The sequence below is a fragment of the Sphingomonas sp. genome, assembly GCF_031426035.1.
Taxonomy (GTDB): domain Bacteria; phylum Pseudomonadota; class Alphaproteobacteria; order Sphingomonadales; family Sphingomonadaceae; genus Sphingomicrobium.
The window spans coordinates 21,668-43,608 of the sequence record NZ_JANPKO010000082.1 but is presented as its reverse complement, the minus strand read 5'-3'; the positions used below and the strand labels follow the sequence as shown (position 1 = coordinate 43,608).

Annotated in this window: 23 protein-coding genes and 1 pseudogene; 12 read left to right on the top strand and 12 right to left on the bottom strand. The window is 68.0% G+C overall.

All coding sequences use genetic code 11. From position 1 onward, the window contains the following. Positions 1–140: 140 nt before the first annotated feature. Together epsC and RMP08_RS05545 are read left to right on the top strand one after the other, a co-directional pair. Entirely contained in the window at positions 141–827 is a 687-nt protein-coding gene (gene epsC, locus RMP08_RS05550; RefSeq protein ID WP_310468001.1) for a serine O-acetyltransferase EpsC, read from the top strand. Then, positions 824–1,168, top strand: a complete 345-nt coding sequence (locus tag RMP08_RS05545) for a DUF2794 domain-containing protein (protein WP_310468000.1) — start codon at positions 824–826, stop codon at positions 1,166–1,168. Before epsC ends, RMP08_RS05545 begins: the two co-directional genes overlap by 4 nt. Here RMP08_RS05545 and RMP08_RS05540 read toward each other — a convergent pair. Continuing rightward, positions 1,146–2,249, bottom strand: coding sequence for a hypothetical protein (locus tag RMP08_RS05540; protein WP_310467999.1), 1,104 nt, complete (start codon positions 2,247–2,249; stop codon positions 1,146–1,148). The two genes, RMP08_RS05545 and RMP08_RS05540, sit on opposite strands and share 23 nt — an antisense overlap. Before the next feature lie 70 nt (positions 2,250–2,319). Beyond that, a complete protein-coding gene (locus RMP08_RS05535) occupies positions 2,320–2,622 on the bottom strand; it encodes a glycine zipper 2TM domain-containing protein (RefSeq protein ID WP_310467998.1) in 303 nt (100 codons plus the stop codon). 151 nt (positions 2,623–2,773) lie between these two features. On the opposite strand from RMP08_RS05535, the gene RMP08_RS05530 reads away from it, so the two are divergent. Beyond that, entirely contained in the window at positions 2,774–3,373 is a 600-nt protein-coding gene (locus RMP08_RS05530; protein WP_310467997.1) for an SOS response-associated peptidase family protein, read from the top strand. A gap of 35 nt (positions 3,374–3,408) precedes the next feature. Further along, entirely contained in the window at positions 3,409–3,753 is a 345-nt protein-coding gene (locus tag RMP08_RS05525; RefSeq protein ID WP_310467996.1) for a hypothetical protein, read from the top strand. Here RMP08_RS05525 and rsmD read toward each other — a convergent pair. Next, entirely contained in the window at positions 3,713–4,270 is a 558-nt protein-coding gene (gene rsmD / locus RMP08_RS05520) for a 16S rRNA (guanine(966)-N(2))-methyltransferase RsmD (protein WP_310467995.1), read from the bottom strand. The genes RMP08_RS05525 and rsmD overlap by 41 nt on opposite strands. Next, on the bottom strand, positions 4,267–4,986 hold the full coding sequence (locus RMP08_RS05515; RefSeq protein ID WP_310467994.1) for a pseudouridine synthase: 720 nt from the start codon (positions 4,984–4,986) through the stop codon (positions 4,267–4,269). The genes rsmD and RMP08_RS05515 overlap by 4 nt, the downstream gene beginning before the upstream one ends. A gap of 114 nt (positions 4,987–5,100) precedes the next feature. On the opposite strand from RMP08_RS05515, the gene RMP08_RS05510 reads away from it, so the two are divergent. The 3 genes from RMP08_RS05510 (at position 5,101) to RMP08_RS05500 (ending at position 7,340) form a co-directional block, all read left to right on the top strand. Beyond that, complete coding sequence (locus tag RMP08_RS05510; protein WP_310467993.1) at positions 5,101–5,541, top strand: response regulator; 441 nt, start codon at positions 5,101–5,103, stop codon at positions 5,539–5,541. 83 nt (positions 5,542–5,624) lie between these two features. Then, positions 5,625–7,115 (top strand): AmpG family muropeptide MFS transporter, encoded by a 1,491-nt coding sequence (locus RMP08_RS05505; protein WP_310467992.1) that lies wholly within the window; start codon positions 5,625–5,627, stop codon positions 7,113–7,115. A gap of 72 nt (positions 7,116–7,187) precedes the next feature. After that, complete coding sequence (locus tag RMP08_RS05500; protein ID WP_310467991.1) at positions 7,188–7,340, top strand: hypothetical protein; 153 nt, start codon at positions 7,188–7,190, stop codon at positions 7,338–7,340. Here the strand turns inward: RMP08_RS05500 and RMP08_RS05495 are convergent. From RMP08_RS05495 to RMP08_RS05480, 4 genes are read right to left on the bottom strand one after another with little or no spacing between them, the layout of a single operon-like run. Next, complete coding sequence (locus tag RMP08_RS05495) at positions 7,337–8,557, bottom strand: glutamate ligase domain-containing protein (protein WP_310467990.1); 1,221 nt, start codon at positions 8,555–8,557, stop codon at positions 7,337–7,339. The two genes, RMP08_RS05500 and RMP08_RS05495, sit on opposite strands and share 4 nt — an antisense overlap. Beyond that, positions 8,557–9,411, bottom strand: coding sequence for an acetyl-CoA carboxylase, carboxyltransferase subunit beta (gene accD, locus RMP08_RS05490; protein ID WP_310467989.1), 855 nt, complete (start codon positions 9,409–9,411; stop codon positions 8,557–8,559). The genes RMP08_RS05495 and accD overlap by 1 nt, the downstream gene beginning before the upstream one ends. A 58-nt stretch (positions 9,412–9,469) precedes the next feature. After that, positions 9,470–10,141 carry an orotidine-5'-phosphate decarboxylase gene (pyrF, locus tag RMP08_RS05485; protein ID WP_310467988.1) on the bottom strand — a complete coding sequence of 224 codons (672 nt, stop codon included), beginning with the start codon at positions 10,139–10,141 and terminating at the stop codon, positions 9,470–9,472. Continuing rightward, complete coding sequence (locus tag RMP08_RS05480) at positions 10,138–10,419, bottom strand: lipopolysaccharide assembly protein LapA domain-containing protein (RefSeq protein ID WP_310467987.1); 282 nt, start codon at positions 10,417–10,419, stop codon at positions 10,138–10,140. The genes pyrF and RMP08_RS05480 overlap by 4 nt, the downstream gene beginning before the upstream one ends. 123 nt (positions 10,420–10,542) lie before the next feature. Here RMP08_RS05480 and RMP08_RS05475 point away from each other — a divergent pair, with 123 nt between their 5' ends. Next, positions 10,543–11,925 (top strand): serine hydrolase domain-containing protein, encoded by a 1,383-nt coding sequence (locus RMP08_RS05475; RefSeq protein ID WP_310467986.1) that lies wholly within the window; start codon positions 10,543–10,545, stop codon positions 11,923–11,925. A gap of 88 nt (positions 11,926–12,013) precedes the next feature. After that, positions 12,014–12,526 carry a hemerythrin domain-containing protein gene (locus tag RMP08_RS05470; protein ID WP_310467985.1) on the top strand — a complete coding sequence of 171 codons (513 nt, stop codon included), beginning with the start codon at positions 12,014–12,016 and terminating at the stop codon, positions 12,524–12,526. Positions 12,527–12,622: 96 nt separating this feature from the next. Here RMP08_RS05470 and RMP08_RS05465 read toward each other — a convergent pair whose 3' ends face one another. Continuing rightward, positions 12,623–13,885, bottom strand: a complete 1,263-nt coding sequence (locus RMP08_RS05465; RefSeq protein WP_310467984.1) for a L,D-transpeptidase family protein — start codon at positions 13,883–13,885, stop codon at positions 12,623–12,625. Between the two features lie 149 nt (positions 13,886–14,034). After that, positions 14,035–14,589, bottom strand: a complete 555-nt coding sequence (locus tag RMP08_RS05460; RefSeq protein WP_310467983.1) for a L,D-transpeptidase family protein — start codon at positions 14,587–14,589, stop codon at positions 14,035–14,037. Between the two features lie 258 nt (positions 14,590–14,847). On the opposite strand from RMP08_RS05460, the gene RMP08_RS05455 reads away from it, so the two are divergent. Then, the gene (locus tag RMP08_RS05455; RefSeq protein ID WP_310467982.1) at positions 14,848–15,483 is read left to right on the top strand and encodes a PilZ domain-containing protein; all 636 of its coding nucleotides are present in this window, start codon (positions 14,848–14,850) and stop codon (positions 15,481–15,483) included. Between the two features lie 44 nt (positions 15,484–15,527). Here the strand turns inward: RMP08_RS05455 and RMP08_RS05450 are convergent, their stop codons facing one another. After that, on the bottom strand, positions 15,528–16,460 hold the full coding sequence (locus tag RMP08_RS05450; protein ID WP_310467981.1) for a matrixin family metalloprotease: 933 nt from the start codon (positions 16,458–16,460) through the stop codon (positions 15,528–15,530). A 109-nt stretch (positions 16,461–16,569) separates the two neighbouring features. Between RMP08_RS05450 and RMP08_RS05445 the strand changes: the two genes are divergently transcribed. Beyond that, positions 16,570–18,510 carry a caspase family protein gene (locus RMP08_RS05445; RefSeq protein WP_310467980.1) on the top strand — a complete coding sequence of 647 codons (1,941 nt, stop codon included), beginning with the start codon at positions 16,570–16,572 and terminating at the stop codon, positions 18,508–18,510. Between the two features lie 34 nt (positions 18,511–18,544). Here RMP08_RS05445 and RMP08_RS05440 read toward each other — a convergent pair. Next, positions 18,545–20,833: pseudogene (locus tag RMP08_RS05440) on the bottom strand (ATP-dependent helicase). Positions 20,834–21,539: 706 nt separating this feature from the next. Here RMP08_RS05440 and RMP08_RS05435 point away from each other — a divergent pair. Beyond that, entirely contained in the window at positions 21,540–21,938 is a 399-nt protein-coding gene (locus RMP08_RS05435) for a low affinity iron permease family protein (protein ID WP_310467979.1), read from the top strand. The last annotated feature ends 3 nt before the right edge of the window (positions 21,939–21,941 follow it).

Sequence of the window (21,941 nt, the reverse complement as noted above, 5' to 3'; positions counted from 1 at the left end):
CCTCCCCCGTCCGGCTGCATGTGATTTGCCCATGCGCCCCATGTTGCGCAAGCGAAACTGCTGCAGGCGAATTTCCATTCGGCTGGCAATTCGGGCGGCTCGCACTTAAATTGCGGGTCAGGCAGCAACGAGGCGCACGCGTGGTTTCGGGGTTTTTCGACTATCTGGACTCGGTCAAGGCGCGCGATCCGGCGGCTCGTTCGCGGTGGGAAATCCTGCTCTATCCCGGGGTTCTCGCGCTCGGCCTCCACCGCATCGGCCACTGGCTGTTCGCCGGGCGGCTGTATTTCCTGGCGCGCGTCGTCAACCATATCGCGCGCTTCCTGACCGCGATCGATATCCACCCCGGCGCGACCATCGGGCGCAACTTCTTCATCGACCACGGCTTCACCGTGATCGGCGAGACGGCGGAGATCGGCGACAACGTCACCATCTACCAGAACGTCACCCTCGGCGGCACCAACCCCTCGACCGGCGTCGGCGGCAAGCGCCACCCGACCTTGCGGGATGGCGTCGTGATCGGCTCCGGTGCGCAGGTGCTTGGCCCGGTGGTGGTCGGTGAGGGCGCGCGGATCGGCGCCAACGCGGTCGTCACCGGCGATGTCGCGCCGGGCGCGACGATGGTCGGCATCCCGGCCCGCCCGGTGCCGGTCGATACCGTCCACTACAGCCCCGGCTTCGTCCCCTACGGCACCGTGTTCGGCGAGGATTGCGACCCGGCGCGGGCGCGGCTCAAGGAACTCGAGGATGAGATCGATGAGTTGCGCAAGGAAGTTGCGTCAATGAGAGCGCGGCGCCAGCCGGCGCCCAAGGCCAAAAGCGCTTGAGCGTCGTCGCGCCGTTCCCCCGCCCAAGGGACCGGCGCCCGATTGCCACTTTCGACCGCCGCGAGCTGACCCGCATCCTCGACCTCTACGGCCGCATGGTCGCGGCCGGGCACTGGCGCGATTATGCCATCCGGTTGAACGGCGACCATGCGGTGTTCGCGGCGTTCCGGCGCACCGCCGAGCGACCCGAGATCCGCATCGAGAAACGCCCCCAGCTTCGGCTGAAGCAGGGGGCGTTCGCGCTCGTCAGCGAGCATGGCCAGGTGCTCAAGCGGGGCAACGACTTGGGTTCGGTCCTCGCCCCGGTCGAGCGCCGGCTTATGCGGCTGGTTGGGGACTGACCACGCGGTCGATCAGCGGCAACCGGCCCTGCAGTCCCTCGGGCAGCGGCCGCACCACCGCCGCGCGCGCCTGGTTCCAGAACGCCGACAGCAGCAGCAAGGCGGAGCCGATCACCAACGCGGTCAGCGCCACGCTCAACTCGACCGCGCCGAACTGCTTGAACAATTCGGTCAGCGCCCACAGCACATAGGCCAGGGCCGAGACCAGCAAGGCGCGGCGGTCGATCGCCAGCGCGGCGATGCCGAGCACGATGTAGAGCAGGATCACGACGAACCCTTCGCCCAGCGTGGCCTGGCCGTCGTTGAGCCCGAGCAGGGTAAACACCGGATGGACGATCATCGGCGCCGCCAGCAGATGGAGCCAGAAGGCGACGTCCGAGCGGCGCGTCAGCCGCGCCCGGTCCGAGCTGTCCCAGCGCATCGCGACGAGGAAGGTGCCGACCCCGAGCAGCAGCATGAAGCCGAGCACGATGTCCCGCATGTTCTCGGCGTTGCCGAGCGCGGCGACCAACAGTCCGAGCGCGATGGCAACTACCGAGGCGGCCCCGGCGGCGACCGTGATCGGCACCCGGAAACGCCTCCAGTGAAGCCACGCCGCGCCCGCGGCGACGGCGCCGGCAACCGCTGCCAGCAGCCCCGCGACCTGCGGCGAATCCTCGATCCGGGCCGCGCCGAGCATCAGCACCAAAGCGAAGCCGGCGGCGGTGAACACGCCGGCGACGAACGCCAGCAGCAGCAGGATCGATGGCAGCGCCATCCGCCTTCTGCCGGTGAAATAGGTTGCCAGGCCCCACGCCGTCGCGGCGACCGCGGCGCCGGCCAGCGGGCTCGGCCCTTCGCCCTCGATCGCCAAGCCCAGCGCCATTCCGGCGCGCTGGCCGATCCACGCCACCGCGAACAGCAGGATCGCGCTGGCGATGGCGACGAAGATGTCGTTGAACCCGGTCAGCAGCCGGAATTGCTCCTCGTCCACCACGAGGGTGTGGCGCTGCGCCTCGATGTGCGCACGCAGCGCCGCCGCGGCCTCGGCGCTCAGCGCGCCTGCCGCGACGGCGTCGTCGAGGTCGGTTTGAGTGTACATGCATGCCTCCCTGTATCGGAGGCAGCTTAGTCCAGGTGTATTATCGTGTCAATACAGTGGAACAGCGCGGCTAGCGGCAGCGTCCGCGCCGGTTGCGGTCGACGTGGCGCCCGAGCAGGGCACCCGCGGCCGCGCCGAGGATGGTCCCGGTCGCACGCTCGCCGCGGGTGTCGATGGCGCGCCCGACCAGCGCTCCGCCGGCGGCGCCGACGATCAGGCCGGTGGTGCCGTTGGGGCGCTTGCAGCGCAGGCGGCCCTGGCCGTCACGCCAAACCTTGCCGTTGTAGTAGCCCGACGCATAAGCGAGGGCCGGGGCCGGCAGGGCGGGAACGGTGAGCGAAGCGGCGGCGAGCGCCAAAGTGAGGCTCCGCATGGTTTTCTCCTTGGTATGTCTAGTGTGTTGCGAGAACGGCTGAACGTGGCGGGCGTTGCATGAACCTCGGGCAACCGGCGACCCCCTGTTAAACGCTGCGCGGCCTGTTAACGACGAAACGACGGGTGCGGATGGGTAGTTGGACGGTCGAATGTGCAATCTTTACAGCATGACCGCCACGGTCGACGAGCTGCGGCGGCTGTTCGGGCCGTTCGACGGCGACACCAGCAACGTGCCGCGCCATGACGAGATCTATCCCGGCTATCAGGCGCCGGTGCTGCGCCGGGTCGAGGGCGGCGGGCTCAAGCTCGAGACGATGAAATGGGGGTTTCCTGGGCCCGCATCGGCCGGTTCGCGGGCGGTCACCAATGTCCGCAACTTAGCCAGCCCGTTCTGGCGCAGCGCGCTCAATGATCCGGCGCGCCGCTGCATCGTCCCCGCCACCAGTTTCTGCGAATGGACCGCCGACCCCGACCCGGTGACCAAGCGCAAGGCCAAGGCGTGGTTCGGCCTCGCCGACGGTCAGCCGCCGCTGTTCGCTTTTGCCGGAATCTGGCGCCCCGGCGAAGGCGGCCCGTTCATGGCCTTCCTCACCTGCGACGCGAATCAGATCGTCGGTTCGGTCCACCCCAAGGCAATGCCGGTCATGCTGCGCGTTGCCGACGTGCCGCGCTGGCTTGACAGCGCGCACGACGACGCCTGTTCGCTGGCGCAGCCGTTCAGCGACGAGGCCATGCGGCGGATCGCTTGACGGCGTCGGCGGTTGAGCAGGACGAGAGGATCATCATGGCAAAGACAGCGACCACCAAGCGCAAGAAAAGCGGCGCGAAGCCGGCAGCGGCATCGCCACGTCCGAAGGCACGGCGGTCGAGCACGAGCGAGTCGAGCGCGGCCGACGCGTTCTTCAAGCTGCTCGAGAGCCCGCTGGTGGCCGACCTGCTCGCGGTCGGCGCCACCGCCGCACTGGCCGCGATCACCGAGCATCGCTCCACCCGCAAGGCGGCCGGTCAATCGGGCAATGCGCTCAAGGCCGCCGGCGCTGCCGCCGCCGCCGCGATCGGGCGCCGGCTGGCGAGCGAGTTCAAGGAGATCAAACAGGCGTCGAAGAAGGCGGGCGACGGATCAGCGTGATCCGCGCGCGGCCGACGTCGCGTTCGCTATCAATGCTCCAGGCGCCGGGATCGACCGCGTCGCCGCGCGCGGTCTCGACCGCCAGCCACCCGCCCGGCGCTAGCCAGTCCGCCTTTGCAATGGCCGCGACCGCGACGCTGCCCGAACCTTGCGCGTAAGGCGGATCGGCAAACACCAGGTCGAACGGTGGCGCTTTGGGCAGCGCCAGCGCCGAGCCGCCAAGCACTTGCACCTGCGGATCAGCGCCAAACGCGGCGGCATTGGCCTTGATCGCGGCGACCGCCTTGGGATCATTGTCGAGGAAGGTCGCCGAGGCGGCGCCGCGCGACAAAGCTTCGAGCCCGTATGCGCCGCTGCCCGCGAACAGGTCGGCGACGCGCAGCTCGTCGAAGGCGCCGAGCCGGCTGACCAGCATCGAAAACAAGGTTTCGCGCACGCGGTCGGCGGTCGGGCGCGTCGTGGTCCCCGCCGGCGCCGTGAGCGGCCGCCCGCGCCACGCGCCGGCAATGATCCTCACTTCAGGCTGCCGCGGAACTGATCGAGCTGTCCGCGCGGAACCTCAGCGACATCGTTCATATCGAGCCCGGTGAGGTCGAACGGGCCGTAGGCGGTGCGGATCAGGCGCGAGACCTGCAGGCCGAGGTAGGCCAGCACGCGGCGCACCTCGCGGTTCTTGCCTTCGGCCAGGCTCATCTCGATCCAGCAATTGCGCCCGGTGCGGCGCTCGAGATTGGCGTCGATCGAGCCGTAGCGGATGCCCTCGATGGTCACCCCCTCGGCAAGCGCCTCGAGCTGGGCCTGGCTGACTTCGCCGAACGCGCGCGCGCGATAATGGCGGACGACCCCGGTGCGCGGCAGTTCGAGCAAGCGCTTCAATTCGCCGTCGTTGGTCATCAGCAACAGCCCCTCGGTCATGAAGTCGAGGCGCCCGACCGGCATCAGCCGCGGCAGGCCCGGCGGCAATTTGTCGTAGATCGTCGGGCGGCCCTTGGGGTCGCGCGCGGCGGTCAGCGTCGCCTGCGGCTTGTAGAAGCGGAACAGCCGCGCGGCGCCGGCCGGGCGCACCGGCTTGCCGTCGACGGTCACGCCCTGCAGCGTCTCGAGCAGGGTGGCGGGCGTGGTCAGCACCTCGCCGTCGAGCGCGATGCGCCCTTCCGCAATCATGCGCTCGACATCGCGGCGCGAGGCGATGCCGGCGCGGGCAAGCAATTTGGCGATGCGCTGCGGCCCCACCTCGCGCTCCGCCGGGCGCGCCGAGGCCCGCGGCGGGCGCTGGCGTTCGCGCCGCGGCACAGGATCGCGCTTCGTTCGTTGCGGGGGCACTGACTGTTCCTTGTTGGGGGCCCAATGCTGTTCGGCAAGCGTAAGCGTATCGTCAAGCGGATCCTGGTCGTCGAGGACGAGCCGCTGGTGGCGTTCGACAATGAATCGATGCTCAATGACGCCGGCTACAAGGTGGTGGCGACGGTCGACAATTTCGATGCGGCCATCGACCTCATCGACCGCGAAAAGCTCGACCTGATCCTGAGCGACGTGCGGCTGACCGGTGAGCGCACCGGGCTCGACCTCGCGATGGCGGCCAAGCAGCGCGACATCCCGATCCTGTTCGCGACCGGCCACAAATTGCCCAAGGAGGCCGCCGCGCACGCCATCGGCTGCCTCAACAAGCCCTATTCAGAGCGCCAGCTGAAGAACGCGCTGGAATGCGTCGACCGCCATCTTGCCGGCGAAAAGACCAAGCCGATGAAGGGCCTCGAGCTGTACGTCGGAACCGCATCCACCGAGTAGCTGCGCCCGCCCGTCGATGCGCCACTAGCCAGCCGCCGATCCGCTGCTAATCATGGCGCCACAGTAGCGGGCGAGGGCGAAATATGGCGACGGTGACGGTGGACGAAACGCCCAAGGGCCTGAAGCTTCTGCGCACCGCATTGGGCAACCGCAAGACCGCGATCATGCTGGTGTTCGGGTTCGCCGCGGGGCTTCCGTACACGCTGCTGATCGGCACGTTGAACGCGTGGCTCGGCGAGTGGGAAATCGACCTCGCGACAATCGGCGTGGTGTCGTGGATCGGGCTTGCCTACGCGTTCAAATTCCTGTGGTCGCCGCTGGTCGACCGCGTGCGGCTGCCGGGACTCGAACGGCTCGGCCGCAGGCGCAGCTGGCTGATCATTTGCCAGTTGCTGCTGACCGCGACCTTCTTCGCGCTGTCGGTGTCCGACCCACGCCTTCAGCTCGGCTGGTTCGCCTTGGTTGCGGTGATTGGCGCATTCGCCTCGGCCACCCAGGACGTGGTCATCGACGCGTGGCGGATCGACGTCGCCGACGACAAGGCACCGGTTGAGATCCTCTCGTCGATCTACCAGTTCGGCTACCGCATCGCGGCGCTGATCGGCGGCGCGCTGGCGCTGATCCTGTCCGAGCGGGTCAGCTGGCCGATGGTCTATGCGATCATGGGCGGGTTCATGGCGCTGACCCTGATCGCGACCTGGCTGGCGCCCGATACCCCGCGCACCGAGCAGGAAGCCGAGCAGACGGCGCTTCGCAAGGCGGGCGCGATTGACCCCAAATGGCGCGCGATCGGACTCGCCATCGTCGGCGCCGGCTGGGCGTGGGCGCTGTGGACGGTTGGCGAATTCATGGTCCGTGTGGTCACCGCCGCTCCGGGCACGCCGGCGCCCGCGGTCGGCGACTTTACCAAGTCGGTGGGGCCGCTGATCGTCGCCGCGACGGTGATCCTGCCGGCGATTGTCGCCGCAATCTTCAACTGGTGGCGGTCGCGCGGCGAGCATGTCGTCGAGCACGACCTTGGCGTGCCCGATGCGGGGGGCCGCGCCGCCGACCACGCTTATTCGGCGCTGGTCCTGCCGTTGGAGGAATTGGTGCGGCGCATCGGCTGGGGGGTGATCGTCGTCCTCGGGCTGATCCTGACCTACCGCATCACCGACAATATCTGGGGCTCGTTCGCCTTCCCCTTCTACCTTCAGGAACTGAAATACACCGGCGACGAGGTGGCCTTCGCGTCGAAGATCTTCGGCGTGTTCATGACCATGGCGGGGATCGCTATCGGCGGCATTTTGTTCGCCACGCTGGGGCGGATGCCCACCTTGATGATCGGCGCGATCGTCGCCGCTGCATCCAACCTGCTGTACGCAGACCTTGCCTCGGGGGCGGTCGGGATCGACGCCTTCGCGCGCTTCTTCGCGCTCGACACCTTCGGCTCCGACCTGCGCATGGTGCGGCTGCTGATCGCGATCTCGGGCGAGAACATCGCGGGCGGGCTCGCCGGGGCGGCGTTCGTTGCCTATTTGTCGTCGATCACCTCGCGCCAGTTCAGCGCGGTGCAATATGCCCTGCTGTCGTAGCTGACCTTTCTCATCGGCTCGCTCGGCCGCGCTGCGATCGGCGAGTCGATCGACCAGATCGGCTACGCGCCTGTGTTCCGGTTCACTGCGCTGATCGGCCTCATCGCGGTCGGCTTCGTCGCGATCGAATGGATGCGCACGGCGTGGGCCGGGCGCCGCCGCGCGGCCGATGGCCCGGTGCCTGCATCGGATGCCGCGCGCGCCAGCGAGGGCGACACCGCCTAGTCGGGTTGCTCGCCGTTGGCGGCGAGCGCTGCGCCGGCGAGGTAGAGCGATCCGGCGATCAGTCGCGGGGCGGGCAGGGGGCCGAGCGCCTCGGCGAGCGTTGCCGCCGCGCGCCCGCCAAAGCGGGCGGCCAGTGCAGCGGGGTCGTGATGCTCATGGCCGCCAACCGGCACGAAGGTCAGCGACAGAGCATGACGGGCGAGCAGATCAACGATCGACGCCGCGTCCTTGTTGGCGAGAAACCCGAGCACGATGTGCATTTTCCCCCGGGTTGCGAGCAGGTCGCCCAGCGCGGCGGCGGCATCGGGGTTGTGCGCGCCGTCGATCCACGTCGCGACGCCTTGCGTGAGCGGACCGTCGGCCAGCCGCTGGAAGCGCGCTGGCCATTGCGTGCCCGCAATTCCGGCATCGAACTGCGGCCGGCCGATCGTTACCGACTGTTGGCTAGACAGCATCTGCCAGGCGAGGTTTGCGTTGCGGACTTGGTGGGCGCCCGGAAGCACGGGGACGATTGAGTGGTCGATCGACCAGTCGCGGCCCTCAAGCTGGAGGATGGCGCCGCGCTCGGCGGCGGCGGCGATCAGCGCGGTTTCCGCCTCGGCCGACTGGGCGAGCGCAACCAGCGGCCGGCCCGGCTTGGCGATGCCGGCTTTTTCGGCGGCGATCCCGGCCAGGCTCGATCCAAGGAATTGCTCATGGTCGAGCCCGATGGCCGCGATCCCGCACGCCGCCGGGGCGGCGATCACGTTGGTCGCGTCGAGCCGGCCGCCGAGCCCCACCTCGATCACCGCGGCGTCGGCGGGATTGCGTGCGAAGGCGAGAAAGGCGGCGGCGGCGGTCACTTCGAAAAAGGAGGAGTCGATCCCCGCGTCGGCGTCGATCACCTCCTCCAGCAGCGCCGCCAGCGGCTCGTCCTCGACCAGCCGCCCGGCGATCCGGATGCGCTCGTTGAAGCGCACCAAATGCGGGCTGGTGAAGACGTGGACCGAATGCCCGGCCGCCTCGAGCGCAGAGCGCAGGAAGGCGCAGGTCGAGCCTTTGCCGTTGGTGCCGGCGACGTGGAACGCGGGGGGCAACGCGTCCTGCGGGCGGCCGAGGCGGTCCAGCAGCTCGGTGATGCGCTCGAGCCCGAGGCGGTCGCCGGCCGGGGATAATAAAGCGAGCCGGTCGAGCTGGGCCTGGACGGCCGGATGCTCCGACCGCGCGAAATCGGCCATCAGGCCGCCGCCTGCTCCGGCACCAGATAGCCGATCAGGCGCGCCAGCCGCTCCTTCAGCTGATGCCGCGGGACGACCATGTCGATCATGCCGTGGGCGAGCAGATATTCGGCGCGCTGGAAGCCCTCGGGCAGTTTCTCGCGGATGGTCTGCTCGATCACCCGCTGGCCGGCGAACCCGATCAGCGCGCCGGGCTCGGCGAGCTGGACGTCGCCGAGCATCGCGTAGGAGGCGGTGACGCCGCCGGTCGTCGGATCGGTCAACACCACGATGTAGGGCAGGCCGGCCTCGCGCAGCTCGGCCAGCGCGACCGTCGTGCGCGGCATCTGCATCAGCGACAAAATGCCTTCCTGCATGCGCGCGCCGCCCGCCGCGGTGAACAATATGTAGGGGCAGCGCGCCTCGATCGCGGCGCGCACCCCGGCGACGAACGCCGAGCCGACCGCGACCCCCATCGAGCCGCCCATGAAAGCGAAATTCTGCACCCCGACGACGGCGTCATGACCGTCGATCGTCCCGCTCGCGTTGAGCAGGGCGTCGCGGTCGCCGGTCGCCGAGCGGGCGGCCTTGAGGCGCTCGCTGTAGCGCTTGGTGTCGCGGAACCGCAGCGGATCCTCGCGCGCGTCGGGGGCGGGGAGGATGGCGCAGGTCTCGTCGTCGAAGATCTGCTCGAAGCGCAGCTCGGGGCCGATGCGGTCGTGATGGTCGCAGCGCGGGCAGACCTGGAGATTGTCCTCCCATTCCTTGGTGAACACCATGGTCTGGCACTTGCCGCACTTGTGCCACAGGTTGTCGGTGCCCTGCCGCTTGGGCAGGAACGGAATGCCGCTGCGGACCCGGCTCAGCCAGCTCATCTAAATCCTCGTCGCCATGTGGCGCCCCGCTAGGCCCAAGCGCGGTGCCTTGTCCACTTCACAGCGCCGCGGCGATCGCCCGCGCGGCGGCCACGGGATCGGGGGCTGCGGTGATCGGGCGGCCGATGACGAGGATCGAGGCGCCGCAATCGAGCGCCTGCCGGGGCGTGACGACCCGCTTCTGGTCGGCGCTGTCGCCGCCGGGCGGACGGACTCCGGGGACGACGAAGAAACCGTCGGGCCAGGCGGCGTGGGCGGCGGCGACTTCGGCGCCTGAGCAGACGATCCCGTCGAGGCCGGCGTCACGGGCCAGCGCCGCCAACCGCGCGACTTGCTCGGCGGGGGAGCCGGCAACGCCGGAGGCGGCGAGGTCGGTCTGGTCGAGGCTGGTCAGCACGGTCACCGCGACGACCTTGGTCGCGGGCGGCGCGGCGGCCTTGGCGGCAGCGAGCATGGCACGGCCGCCGGCGGCGTGGACGGTAAGGATCGCCGGTTCGAGCGGGGCGAGCGCCTCGAGCGCCTTGGCGACGGTGTTGGGGATGTCGTGGAGCTTCAGATCGAGGAAGACCGGCAGGCCCAGCGCGGCGATTTGGGCGACCCCCGCGGGGCCATTGGCGGCGAAGAATTCGAGGCCTAGCTTGGCGCCGCCAATCGCGCCGCGCAGCGCCTCGCACAGCGCCAGCGCGCGCGATACATCTGGCGTGTCGATCGCAACGTAAATCGGGTTCATGCGGTGATGCTCGGCTCCGCCGGGGCCGGCTCGACGACCGGGGCCTGCTGGCGCTCGAGGCTGTCGAGCCGGCGCCGCACCCGCCACAGCCGCGCGCGCAAGATCAGGAACGGCGGCAGCAGCCCGAGCAGGAAGATGATCAGCAGCAGCACCGGCAATTTGATGTCGGCCTGCATGTCGCCCCACAGGTTGAGCGTCACGTCGTGCCAGTTGCGGGTGGCGAGGATCGCCAGGAAGACGGCGATGACGACCCAGAACAGGGTGCGCAGGAATTGCATGGCTCGGGCCTCCAATTGGCCGCGCTGTAGGCGAGGCGGCCGGGCAAGGCCAGATGGCGCGGCGTTCGTCGCGGCGCGCTGTCGCTTCATCGCAGCGCGAGTCGCGCGGCGTTGAGCCGAGTCATGCGCGAGTCCACACGCGGGCCGGGGCCGGGGGAGAACGACGTCTTGAAAAAGCAGCATGTGGTTGGCGGGATCGGAGCCTTGACGTTGCTCCTCGCCACCGCGTTTGTCGCGCTGCGCCCCGCGCCGCAGCCCAATCCGGAACCGACCGCGACCGCTCGCGCCCACCACCGCCTCGCCACGCTGTCGACCGCCGCGCGCAAGGATATCGACTATGCCGCGCTCGATGCGCGGCTGCGGCGGCTGATGGCCGAGCGGGCGATGGTCGGCATGGCGGTCGGGATCGTCGAGAACGGCCGCATCACCTTCCTCTCCGGCTATGGCGAGACGCTCGCCGGGTCTGGCGAGAAAGTGACGCCGGACACCGTGTTCCGCTGGGCCTCGGTGTCGAAGGGGGCCGCGGCGACGATGGTCGCCAAGCTCGCCGAGCGGGGCGACCTGAGCTTCAACTCGCCGCTGGTCGAATATGCGTCGAGCCTGCGGTTGCCGGGCGGGATGGAAGCGCGGGCGACGGTCGGCGACCTGCTCAGCCACCGCCTTGGGCTCTACCGCAACGCCTATGACAACAAGCTGGAAGAAGGGCACGACACGCGCTTCCTGCGCTCGACCTTGGTCCAGCTCAACTCGATCTGCCCGCCGGGGACCTGCTGGAGCTACCAGAACGTTGCCTACGACGGCTCGTCCGAGATCGTCGAGAAGGTGACCGGCAAACCCTATGCCAAAGCGCTCGCCGAAACGCTGTTCGACCCGATCGGGATGACCAGCGCCAGCGTCACTCGCGATGGGCTGGTGGGCGCCAAGAGCTGGGCGCGGCCGCACGACGCCGCGCGGCGCCCGCTCGAGGTGCTCGATACTTATTATCGCGTGCCCGCGTCGGGCGGGGTCAATAGCGACATCAAGGATTTGGCGTTGTGGATGGTGGCGCAGATGGGCGCGATGCCCGACGTGCTGTCGCCGCAATTGCTGCAGACCATCCACGCCCCGCTTGTCAGGACGCCGGGCGAGCGGGGGCGGCTGCGCAAGTTCCTCGAGCGGCTCGGCGAGGCCAATTACGGCTACGGCTGGCGGAGCTACGATTACGCCGGCCACCGCATCGTCGGCCACCGCGGCGGGGTCGCCGGCTACCGCTCGCTGATCCTGTTCGACCCGCAGCGCAGGAGCGGCGTGGTGGCGATGTGGAACAGCAACACCAGCCAGCCCGGCGGGCTCGAGTTCGAGGTCATGGACATGCTGTTCCATTTGCCGTTCCGCGACTGGCTGGAACTCGATTCAAAGCCGGCCCCTGGCGCCCCTGCAGTGATCGGCCCCGAGACGGACGATGCCGCTGCGGCCGCTGCCGCGGTCGCGGCGCGCGCACGCGCCGGGAGCGCGCGCCGCGGCTAGCCTGCGCAATCCCCGATCATCTCCAATCGTTACGGAACATGTCGCCTTTCCCATTGGTTTCGCAGCAAAACCAGCAGGGAGAGTGACAGTGGCTGATTATGACAATCTGGACGCGGTGGCGTTGCTCAAGAAAGACCACGACACCGTCGACGAACTGTTCGCCAAGTTCGAAAAAGCGAGCGGTGACGGCTCCAAGCGGAAAATCGCCGAGCAGATCTGTCTCGAGCTGTCGGTCCACGCCAAGATCGAGGAAGAGATTTTCTATCCGGCGTGCGAGGGCAAGGTCGAGGAAGACCTGCTCAAGGAAGCCTATGTCGAGCATGACGGCGCCAAGGTGCTGATCGCGGAAATCTCGGCGGGTGGCCCGAGCGACGAGTTCTACGACGCCAAGGTCAAGGTGCTGCAGGAGCAGATCGAGCACCACGTCGAGGAGGAAGAAAAACGCATGGAAGGGCTGTTCGCCCAGGCGCGCAAGGCCGGCCTCGACATGGACGCGCTGGGCCAGGAGCTCGCCGCGCGCAAGGCCGAGCTGACCGAGCAATACCAGTCGAGCGGTATCCCCAAGCCTGAACTCACCACGATGAGCGAAGCGACGGTCTGACGCCGCCGCACCGGCTGGAACAAAACGGCCCCGGGCGTCCTGCGCCCGGGGCCGTTTTTATGTTCGCGGTGGTGCAGCCCTATGGCAGCGCGGCGACTATTGCAGTGCGGCGACGCGGGCGCTGGCTGCCGCGGTATCGCGTCCGTAGACGTCGGCGACCTGGGTCAACTGGCCGGCCACCGGCTGCAGCGTCAAATAGGTCACGTACACCGGCACGCCCTGCGGCAGGCGGACATGTTGCTCGGGCGCGGCCGAAGGGGCGACGGGCGCGCGCCCGAGCAGCCAGTGTCCGAGCCGCTGGGCATCCTCGAGGCGGATGCAGCCGCCGCTCAGCGTGCGCTGGGCCTTGGCGAACAGCTCGCGCTGCGGCGTGTCGTGGAGGTAGATGCCGTCCGCGTTGGGGAACTGGAATTTCATCTTGCCCATCGAATTGCCGGCGCCCGGGAGCTGGCGAACCCACACTTCCTGGGTGCCCGCCTTGACCGCGTTCCAGTCGACTTCGCCGGTGCCGAGCACGCGGGCGTCGTCGGTATAGCCCGAGACAACCTCGTAGCCGCGGCTCTTGAGATAGCCGGCGCCGAGCTTGAGCACGTTGGGCGCGATGGTCTTGCGGACCATGTTGGGCGGCACGTGCCAATAGGGGTTGAAGGTCGCGTAATGGATCGTGCTGGCGATCATCGGCGTGGCATATTCGGGCTTGCCGACAATTACCTTCATCGAATCGATCGCCTGGCCGTCCTGGTACATGAACAGCCGCTGCGAGGCGGCGTCGACCAGGATGAAGCGGCCGCGCGCGGGGATCGCGCGGGCGCGGTCGAGGTTGGCGAGCAGTTTCTGGTCGATCACGCCGCCGGTCAGCTGCGCCGAGGCAATCGCCGCCTCGCGCAACTGGGAATAGAGCGGGTTGACGCTCGACTCTTCGCGCACGTGCTGCTCGAGCGACGGCGCGGCGGCGGCGCGGGCGAGCACGATGGCGGCGTTGGGGACACGGCTCGCCGATGCATCGCCGTAGAGCACGCCGGCAACCGGGGCCTTGAGCGCCTGGACGTAGAGCACCCACGCGGCGGACAAGGTGTGTTCGGCGTCGAGCACCGCGGCGGGATCGCCGGTTTGCGCGGCGCGCAGCGCGGCCTCGGCCTGGGCGGCGAGGCGGGGGCCGCTGGCGAGGCCGTCGACCGAAGCGCGGCGGAGCAGCTCGACCAGCGCGGTGGCGGCGGGCCGCGGCGCGCCGTTGGCGGTCCACAGCGGGGCATCGCGGCGGCTGGCGTAAAACGACGTAACTGCGCTCGCGGCAGGACTCGCTGCCGCGACGAACGGCACGGCTGTCGCCTCCGCCGGAGGCGCGGCCGTCGCCGGCATTGCAACCATCAGCGCTGCGACCGCAGCCCCACCCAGATTACGCCACATTATTTTTCTCTTCATTCACCGTTCGGCCGCTCAACGCTCCGAACGCCCCGAATATCCGCCTCGCCCGGTGCACAGCGCCTGACGTTCCCGTTGCGGGACGTTCAGGCGCCGATCAGCACGGTCGTCCCGATGTCGGTTACGCTGAACAACTTGGCGGCGAACTTCGCTGGCAGGCGGACGCAGCCGTGACTGGCCGGGCGGCCGGGCAGGTGACCGGCGTGCAGGGCAATGCCGTACTTGTCGATGCGCTGCATGAACGGCATCGGGGCATTATCATATTTGCGGCTGCGATGCATCGGCTTCTTCTCGAGGATGGGGAAGATCCCGGTCGGGGTCGGGGTGCCTTCCTTGCCGCTCGAGATGGTCGACACCGCGATCAGCTCGCCGCCGCGGTAGAGGTAGGCGAGCTGGTCGCCGAGCCCGACCACCACGCGGGTGTCCTCGCCGCCCGCCTCGGCGCCGTCCTTCCACAGGAACCGGCCGGGCTTGAGCGAGCTGACGCCGAACGTTTCCTCCATATGCTGGCGGGCGATCGCCGCCGCCGACATTGCGGTGGCGCGGGCTTCGTAACTTTCGAACGCCGCGGTCGCGGGGGTCGCCGGCAGAGCCAGGCCGACCGCACCCGTCACCGCCAGCGCGAGGGCTAGCTTGTTCATTTTACGCACTCATTTTTGTGTTGACTTTTGCCCGCTCAATGCACGGCGAGGGCAGAGAGTTCCGCGACTCGGCGCACATGCGCTGAAAACCACTCCGGTGGCGCCAAACTCAAGGAGCGGATCGGCCGTCTGACAGCTGGACTAACCGGTGGAACGGCGGCGGCGGCACTGAGCTGGACTGCGCTGCGCCGCCTGATCGTCTTAGGAACTCTTTAGCCTTCAGCCGCGCATAGTGCGTGCGAATTTCCAGGAACGTGAATGGCCGAAGTCCACTCTGTCACGACCTTTGTCATGGCTGCGCGGCTGCCGTGGCCCGACGAGGCGAGCGCCGCCGATGCGCTGGGCAGGCTCGATCCGACCGCGCTGTTCGAGGGCGGGGAGCGGCGGGCGTGCGCGATTCGCAAAATCTCGCCGCTCGGCGCGACCATTCGCGGCGCCGCGCTCGGCGCGCCCGGTGCCGAAGTCGCGGTCGAGCTGGCCACCGGCCAACGCGCGGCGGGGACCATCGAATGGGCCGCGGCGGGCGAGGCCGGGGTCCGCTTCAGGCAGCCGATCGACATGGTCGCACTGCTCAACCGAACCTTGGTCAGCCAGCCGGGCGAGCGGCGGACCATGCCGCGGGTCGAGCTGCGCTGTGCGGTCGGGCTCAAGTGGGGCGCCAACCTGGCGGCGGCGAGCCTGCGCAACATCTCGGCGCGCGGGCTGCAGGTCGAGGGCGACGGCCTGCCCCCGCGCGACACCTTCGTGGCGCTGTTCATCGACGGCCTCAACATGCCCGCCGGCGAGGTGGTGTGGTGCAAGGGCCGGCTGGCCGGGATCGAGCTGATGGAGGAATTGCGCTGGTCGTCGCTGATGGCGTGGGTGCGCGAAGCAGGGCGCGCGAAGGTGGATTAGGGCGGCGGGCGGCGGTTTCGAAAGCCTGAGGCCGCCGCGGCCTATTACTGTGCGCCGGTGCCGTAGTTTGCGGCGTAGTAGGCGCGGTCCTGGGGCGAGAGGACAGTTGCATAGCGGTTCGGCCCGGCCGGGCGGCATGGTGAGGCGGCGCCGGATTTGTAGAACTCGTCCTTGAACGAATAGAGCATGACCGACGAGCGATCCGCGCTCGCCGACATGCTGATGTCGGACGCTCCGGCCTGGCCGCGCATAGCATTGAAGTAGGTCGGCCAATCCATGTTGAACAGCGCCTGCTGATAGGTCCAGCGATTGGGCGGGCCCATGTACCAATAGACGGCGTCCTGCAGATCGAGGTCGGCCTGGCAGGTGGGGTGGAAATGCTCGTGATTGAGCCCCAGGGCATGGCCGAATTCGTGCAGCACAACCGAGTGCGAATAGGAATTGCGCCACTCCGCCGCATGCCTGCCGTCCGCAAAACGCACCAGGCGCGTCCCGAGGTCGGCAAAATTCATCGTTGGCTCACCGGCGGTAATGCGCTTGGCGAGGACTCCGACCGTCGACCAATAACCATCGCGTTTCGGATCGGTGAAAAAGCCGATGCGGATATCGGCCGAAGAGCTCAGGTCGTTCTCGCTCCAGGTTCGCCAGGTCCCGTCGACACGCTTGAACGAAAATTTCAGGCGGCCGCCTTGCGAAGTCCATTCATCCGCAGCTGCCTGGATCAGCGGGTAGATCGATGGGTCGCCGCCGTTGAATGCGACCGTGACTACGGCCCCTCGCCAGCTCAGGCCGGGAAAGCCGATCGCCTTGGTCGAGTCCGTCATCTGGTCGAGAATGCCCTGGGGCAGCCTGTCCACCGCGGCGGGGGGCATGTCGACAGGTTGGGCCAGGGCGGTCGCGGCGCTCACGGCACACGTCACGCCCACCACCACCCCGAGCTGCCGACTGAACGTCAAGAGAGCCTCAAAATGCGTCATTGAACGACCCCCCTAAAGCGCGGCGTTGACTCGACGGCCTCTATCAAATTATGAATAAGGCGACAACGCTTTGCTCGGCAATTTCTAGGCCACCAGTAGGAGGCGGGGCATGGCCGACTTAAACGCAAGAACTCGTGCGGCCTGGAAACCATTACTCCTGGCGAGTATTGGGATGCTCGTCTGTTCGTCATGGACGACAGCGGCGCAGGCGGAAGAGTATGGCGTCGCGCCCGGCGTAAAGCACATGGCGTTGATCATCGGCAACGCCGACTACGATCTCGACGGGACGATCCGTACCGGACCGGCCGATGTCCCCGCGGTCGGGACCCTGAAGGACCTCAAAAATCCGTGCCGTGACGCCGCGTTGCTGAAAGAGAAGCTGCTCGCGGCGCGCTGGAAGCCCGAGGAGATCACGGCGCCGCCCTGCAACCAGACCACCGAGCAGATGCGCAACCACATCACGCAGTTCCGGCAGGCAGTCGCGAACGCCACCAACACGGTCGTGATCTTCTATTTCAGCGGCCATGGCGCCCAGTTTTCGAACGTCGAGACAAGCCACAGCTTCCTGTTCGGCGCTGGTGCCAAGGTCGATCTGGTGGCCGCCCAGGCGAGCCTTCGCAGCGCCCCTGGCAATACCTCTTTTTTCGCCACGCAGGCGGTCGATCTGCACGAATTGTTGTCGACGCTGGGTCGGCAGACCGAAAATGCGGTGCTGTTGATCCTCGACGCCTGTCGCGAGAACCCGCTGTACGACCAGATCAACGGCCTGTCGCCGTCCCTGCGGGTATCGCCGCTGTCGAACAACCCCGAGGACTTCCCCGGGATCGTTGTCGCCTATTCCACGCCGAGCGGCCAGTTTTCGGCGGACGGCAACGGCGACTACAGCATCTATACGGGTGCTTTGGGCGGCCTGCTGAGGCATTCGAGTTACCTCGACAGCGTACTCAACAAGCTGCGCGGCAAGGTCGCCGAGGAGTACCGCCAACAATTCCCCCACCGCACCGGCATCCAGGAGCCCGTCACTCGCGGGCGCTTTGCCGGGGACTGGTGCGTGTGGGCGTGTCCGCCGTCCTCGGAGAACGGCCCGGTCGCCGCGCTTTCGGACCCGCAGGCTGTGGCAATGGCGGCGGTCGAGCCGGCCGCGACGCGACCATTAGCACCGTATCCGTCAACCGCAGCGTTGTTCACGATGGCGGCTTTTCAAGAATCGCCACCAACCCCAGTAGCGCCGCCGATGACCCGAAGGTTCGGGACTACGCGCACGATGACGGTGTTCGACAAGCGGGAGTTGGTCAGGTCAACCCCGCCCGCTCCCGAGGAAGAGGGGATGCGGTTCGACATTTTCTGGTGCGAGGGCGGCGCGGGGGCCGATCAGCGCGCCGAGCGCGCGCAGCGGCTGGCGGCGGCGTTGGCGGGCGAAGCGAGCGAGGAAACCGCCGCCCGGTCTGCCCTGCCGGAGAACTTGCGCAGGCAAATAAGCTCGGTCAGGGTCCGCGCCCTGAGCGCGTCTTCGAACACCATCTCGGGCTACCGATACAAGGACGACCTGATCGTTTACGATCCCGGCAACAAGGCCGAGTTCGGGTGGGCCAATGCGGTGTCCAGAATCGCCGATCCCGGGTTGACGCTCGCCGCGGAAGGCTCGCAGACCACCGGCTACATGAGTATCTTCGTGTGCAAGGCGCCCGATGAATATGCACTGGCGCGGACCAAGGTCTACCTCCAGGTGCCCGATCGGAACCAGCGCGCTCCCGGCCGCCTGTTGCTTCAGAACCTGTCCACCAGTCTCCCCGCGCTTGAAATCATCGATGGCATCGAAACGCGTCCCGATGGCCCCCCGCGCACCGAAATCCGCTATTATTATCAGGACGACCGCGACAATGCCTTCGCGACGGCGGCACAGATGGAAACGCTGTTGAAGCGCGGGGTCAAAGTCAAATTAATGTCCAAGCTGGCCCCAACGACGAAACCGGGATTTCTCGAGGTCTGGCTAGGGAGCGCCGATCCGCCACTGGTGGTGGATCAAGCGGGGCAGGTGACGAGCCTGTAACCAGCCACCCAACTAAGCCCTTTTTCGTATCGGATCAGCCGGCACTGACGAACGAGTCGAGCACCCGCTTGCGCCCGGCATGCTCGAAGTCGATCTCGAGCTTGTTGCCCTCGATCACGGCGATCGTGCCGTAGCCGAACTTGCCGTGGAACACGCGCTGCCCGAGCGACAGATCGTCGCGGCCCTTGTTGCCGAGGCTGACGGCGGAGGCGCGCGCCTCGAACACGCGCTGCGGCTCGGCGTTGAAGCGGCCGCCGGAGGCGCGCTGCCAGCCGGGGCCGCGCGCGCTGGCGCGGTTGCTTTGCGCCGCGGCGAGGTGCGCGAACGGGTCGGCGCGCTCGCTCCACTGCGCGCGCCACAGGCTCTCGCCGCCGGTCATCGTGGTTTCTTCCTCGACATGCTCCTTGGGCAGCTCGGCGAGGAACCGGCTTGGCAGCGAGCTGGTCCACTGGCCGTAGATGCGGCGGTTGGCGGCGTGGAGGATGGTCGCCTTGTGCCGTGCCCGCGTGATCGCGACATAGGCCAGGCGGCGCTCTTCCTCGAGGCTGGCGAGGCCGCCCTCGTCCATCGCGCGCTGCGAGGGGAACACGCCTTCCTCCCACCCGGGCAGGAAGAGGTTGGGGAATTCGAGCCCCTTGGCGGCGTGGATGGTCATGATGGTGACCTTCTCGACCGCCTTGTTGGCGTCATTGTCCATCACCAGGCTGACATGCTCGAGAAACGCGCCGAGCGTTTCATATTCCTCCATCGCGCGCGTCAATTCGGTCAAATTCTCGAGGCGGCCGGCGCTTTCGGCCGAGCGGTCGGCCTGAAGCATCGCGGTGTAGCCGCTCTCGTCGAGCAGGATGCGCGCCAGCTCGGGATGCGGCAGCTCCGCCGCCTGCGTCCGCCACTTGGCGATATCGCCGATGAAGCGCCCGAGCGAGCGGCGCGCCTGCGGGGTCAGCTCGGCGCTGTCGAGCATCGCCGCGGCGGCGAGCAGCAGCGGTTGCCGCGTCGCCCGCGCATGGCGGTGGATGGCGGCGACCGCTTTGTCGCCGAGCCCGCGCTTGGGCTGGTTGACGATGCGCTCGAAGGCGAGGTCGTCGGCCGGCTGGACGACCAGGCGAAGGTAGGCCAGCGCATCGCGGATCTCGGCGCGCTCGTAGAAGCGGAAGCCGCCGATGATCTGGTACGGCAGCCCGATCGCGATGAAGCGCTCCTCGAACTCGCGGGTCTGGAATTGCGCGCGGACAAGGATCGCGACATCGTCGAACGAGCCGCCATTTCGCGCGTAACCCTCGATCTCCTCGCCGATCCGGCGCGCTTCCTCGGGGCCATCCCACACCCCGATGATTTTTACGGGGTCGCCCTCGGCCTGCTCGGTCCACAAGGTCTTGCCGAGGCGGCCCGAGTTCTGCGCGATCAGGCCCGACGCGGCGCCCAGGATGTGCGGGGTCGAGCGGTAATTCTGCTCGAGGCGGATGATCGCGGCGCCCGGAAAATCATGCTCGAAGCGCAGGATGTTGGCGACCTCGGCGCCGCGCCACGAATAGATCGACTGGTCGTCGTCGCCGACGCAGCACAGGTTGCGGCGCGGCTCGGCGAGCAATTTGAGCCATTCGTACTGGCCCTGGTTGGTGTCCTGATATTCGTCGACCAGAATGTAGAGGAAGCGCTCGCGGTAGGCGGCGAGGACATCCTCGTGGCGGCGGAAGATGACCAGTATGTGCAGCAAAAGGTCGCCGAAATCGCACGCGTGGAGGGTTTTGAGGCGGTCCTGTTAGGCGCCGTAGAATTCGGCGCCGCGGCCGGCGGCGAACCCTTCGGACTCGGCGGCGTCGATCTGCGCCGGGGTCCAGCCGCGGTTCTTCCAGCGGTCGATCAGCCCTGCCAATTGCCGCGCCGGCCAGCGCTTCTCGTCGAGGTTGGCGGCGGCGATGAGCTGCTTGAGCACGCGCAGCTGGTCGTCGGTGTCGAGGATGGTGAAGTTGGACTGCAGCCCGACCAGCTCGGCGTGGCTGCGCAGCATCCTGGCGGCGACGCTGTGAAAGGTGCCGAGCCACGGCATCCCTTCGATCGCCCCGCCGGAGATCGCGGAGACGCGCTCCTTCATCTCGCGCGCCGCCTTGTTGGTGAAGGTCACGCTGAGGATCTGGCTCGGCCACGCGCGGCGGGTGGCGATCAGATGGGCGAGGCGCGCGGTCAGCGCGGCGGTCTTGCCGGTGCCCGCGCCGGCCAGCACCAGCACCGGCCCGTCGACGGTCAGCACCGCCTCGCGCTGCGGCGGGTTCAAGCCGGCGAGGTAGGCGGGCTCGGGGGTTAGGGACGGGGATTCAGGCACTTGGCGGGACTAGGGGGAGGGGGCGATTCGCGCAATCGCGGATGGTTCCGGCGATTGTGCCCGATATCCCCGTTATCCACAGGCTTGGCGCCGCAGATTCCGCTTTGCGCGACTCGGGGCGAGGGTCATAACGAATGGGTGATCGGGACGGCGGTCGCAGCCTCTCCAACGGCCGGCAACGGCAAGCGGAAGCGGCAGTGACCAAGGTTCCGATCTCTGCCGGCAGGCGATTGAAGGCGCTCTTCGGAGCAACTTCGGAAGTCAGCCGGGAAGAGGCGCCGGAAGAGATGATCTTCCTCCGCATGCGACGCGGCCCAAGGCATTCTTCGGAGTGCGGCGGGCAAAGCGGGACGAGTGGAGAGGTTGTCCCAAGAAGGGCCGTGAAACATCGGGGTTGCCTCGTCTTCGGACGGAGCATGAGCGGACCCGGACCGATCTCCCCTCGGGGGGTGAAGTTTGGGAAAGTGAGGCCTTCGGGCCGCTGCGATGGGAAGCGACGCCTGAGCTGGTGAGCCAGGATCGAGGAGCGGAAGGCCTTCGGGTCGTCAAGCTAGCGAACACCGGCGGATCCTTCGCTCGGCGCAGTGGGGGCTGGCAGCAATGCCGGCCCCCATTTCCGTTGGGGCCTGGCTGCGCGTCCGGGCAGCGCTGCGAGTGACCTTCGTGGCCGTGCTGCTATGCTGCTCCCGCAAACCGGGGGCACATCATGAACCACTTCTTCGAACATCTGTCAGGCCGCGTCGCCGCCACTGCGGGGCGGCCCGTGGCCTTCGTGCTGGCGTTGACGATCGTCATCGTGTGGGCGGTCACCGGGCCGCTGTTCAACTGGTCGAACACGTGGCAGCTGGTGATCAACACCGGTACCACCATCGTCACCTTCCTGATGGTGTTCCTGATCCAGAATGCGCAGAACCGCGACGGCTCGGCGATCCAGGCCAAGCTCGACGAACTGATCCGCGCCGGCGGCCATTCGCGCAACGCCTTCATCGGTATCGAGCATCTGTCGGAGGCCGAGCTCGACGCGTTGCGGGAGCAGCTCGAGCGGCTGGGCGGTGACGAGGCGGCGCGCCACGCGGCGGTCCAGCGGCTGCTGGCGCGGCGCTAGGCG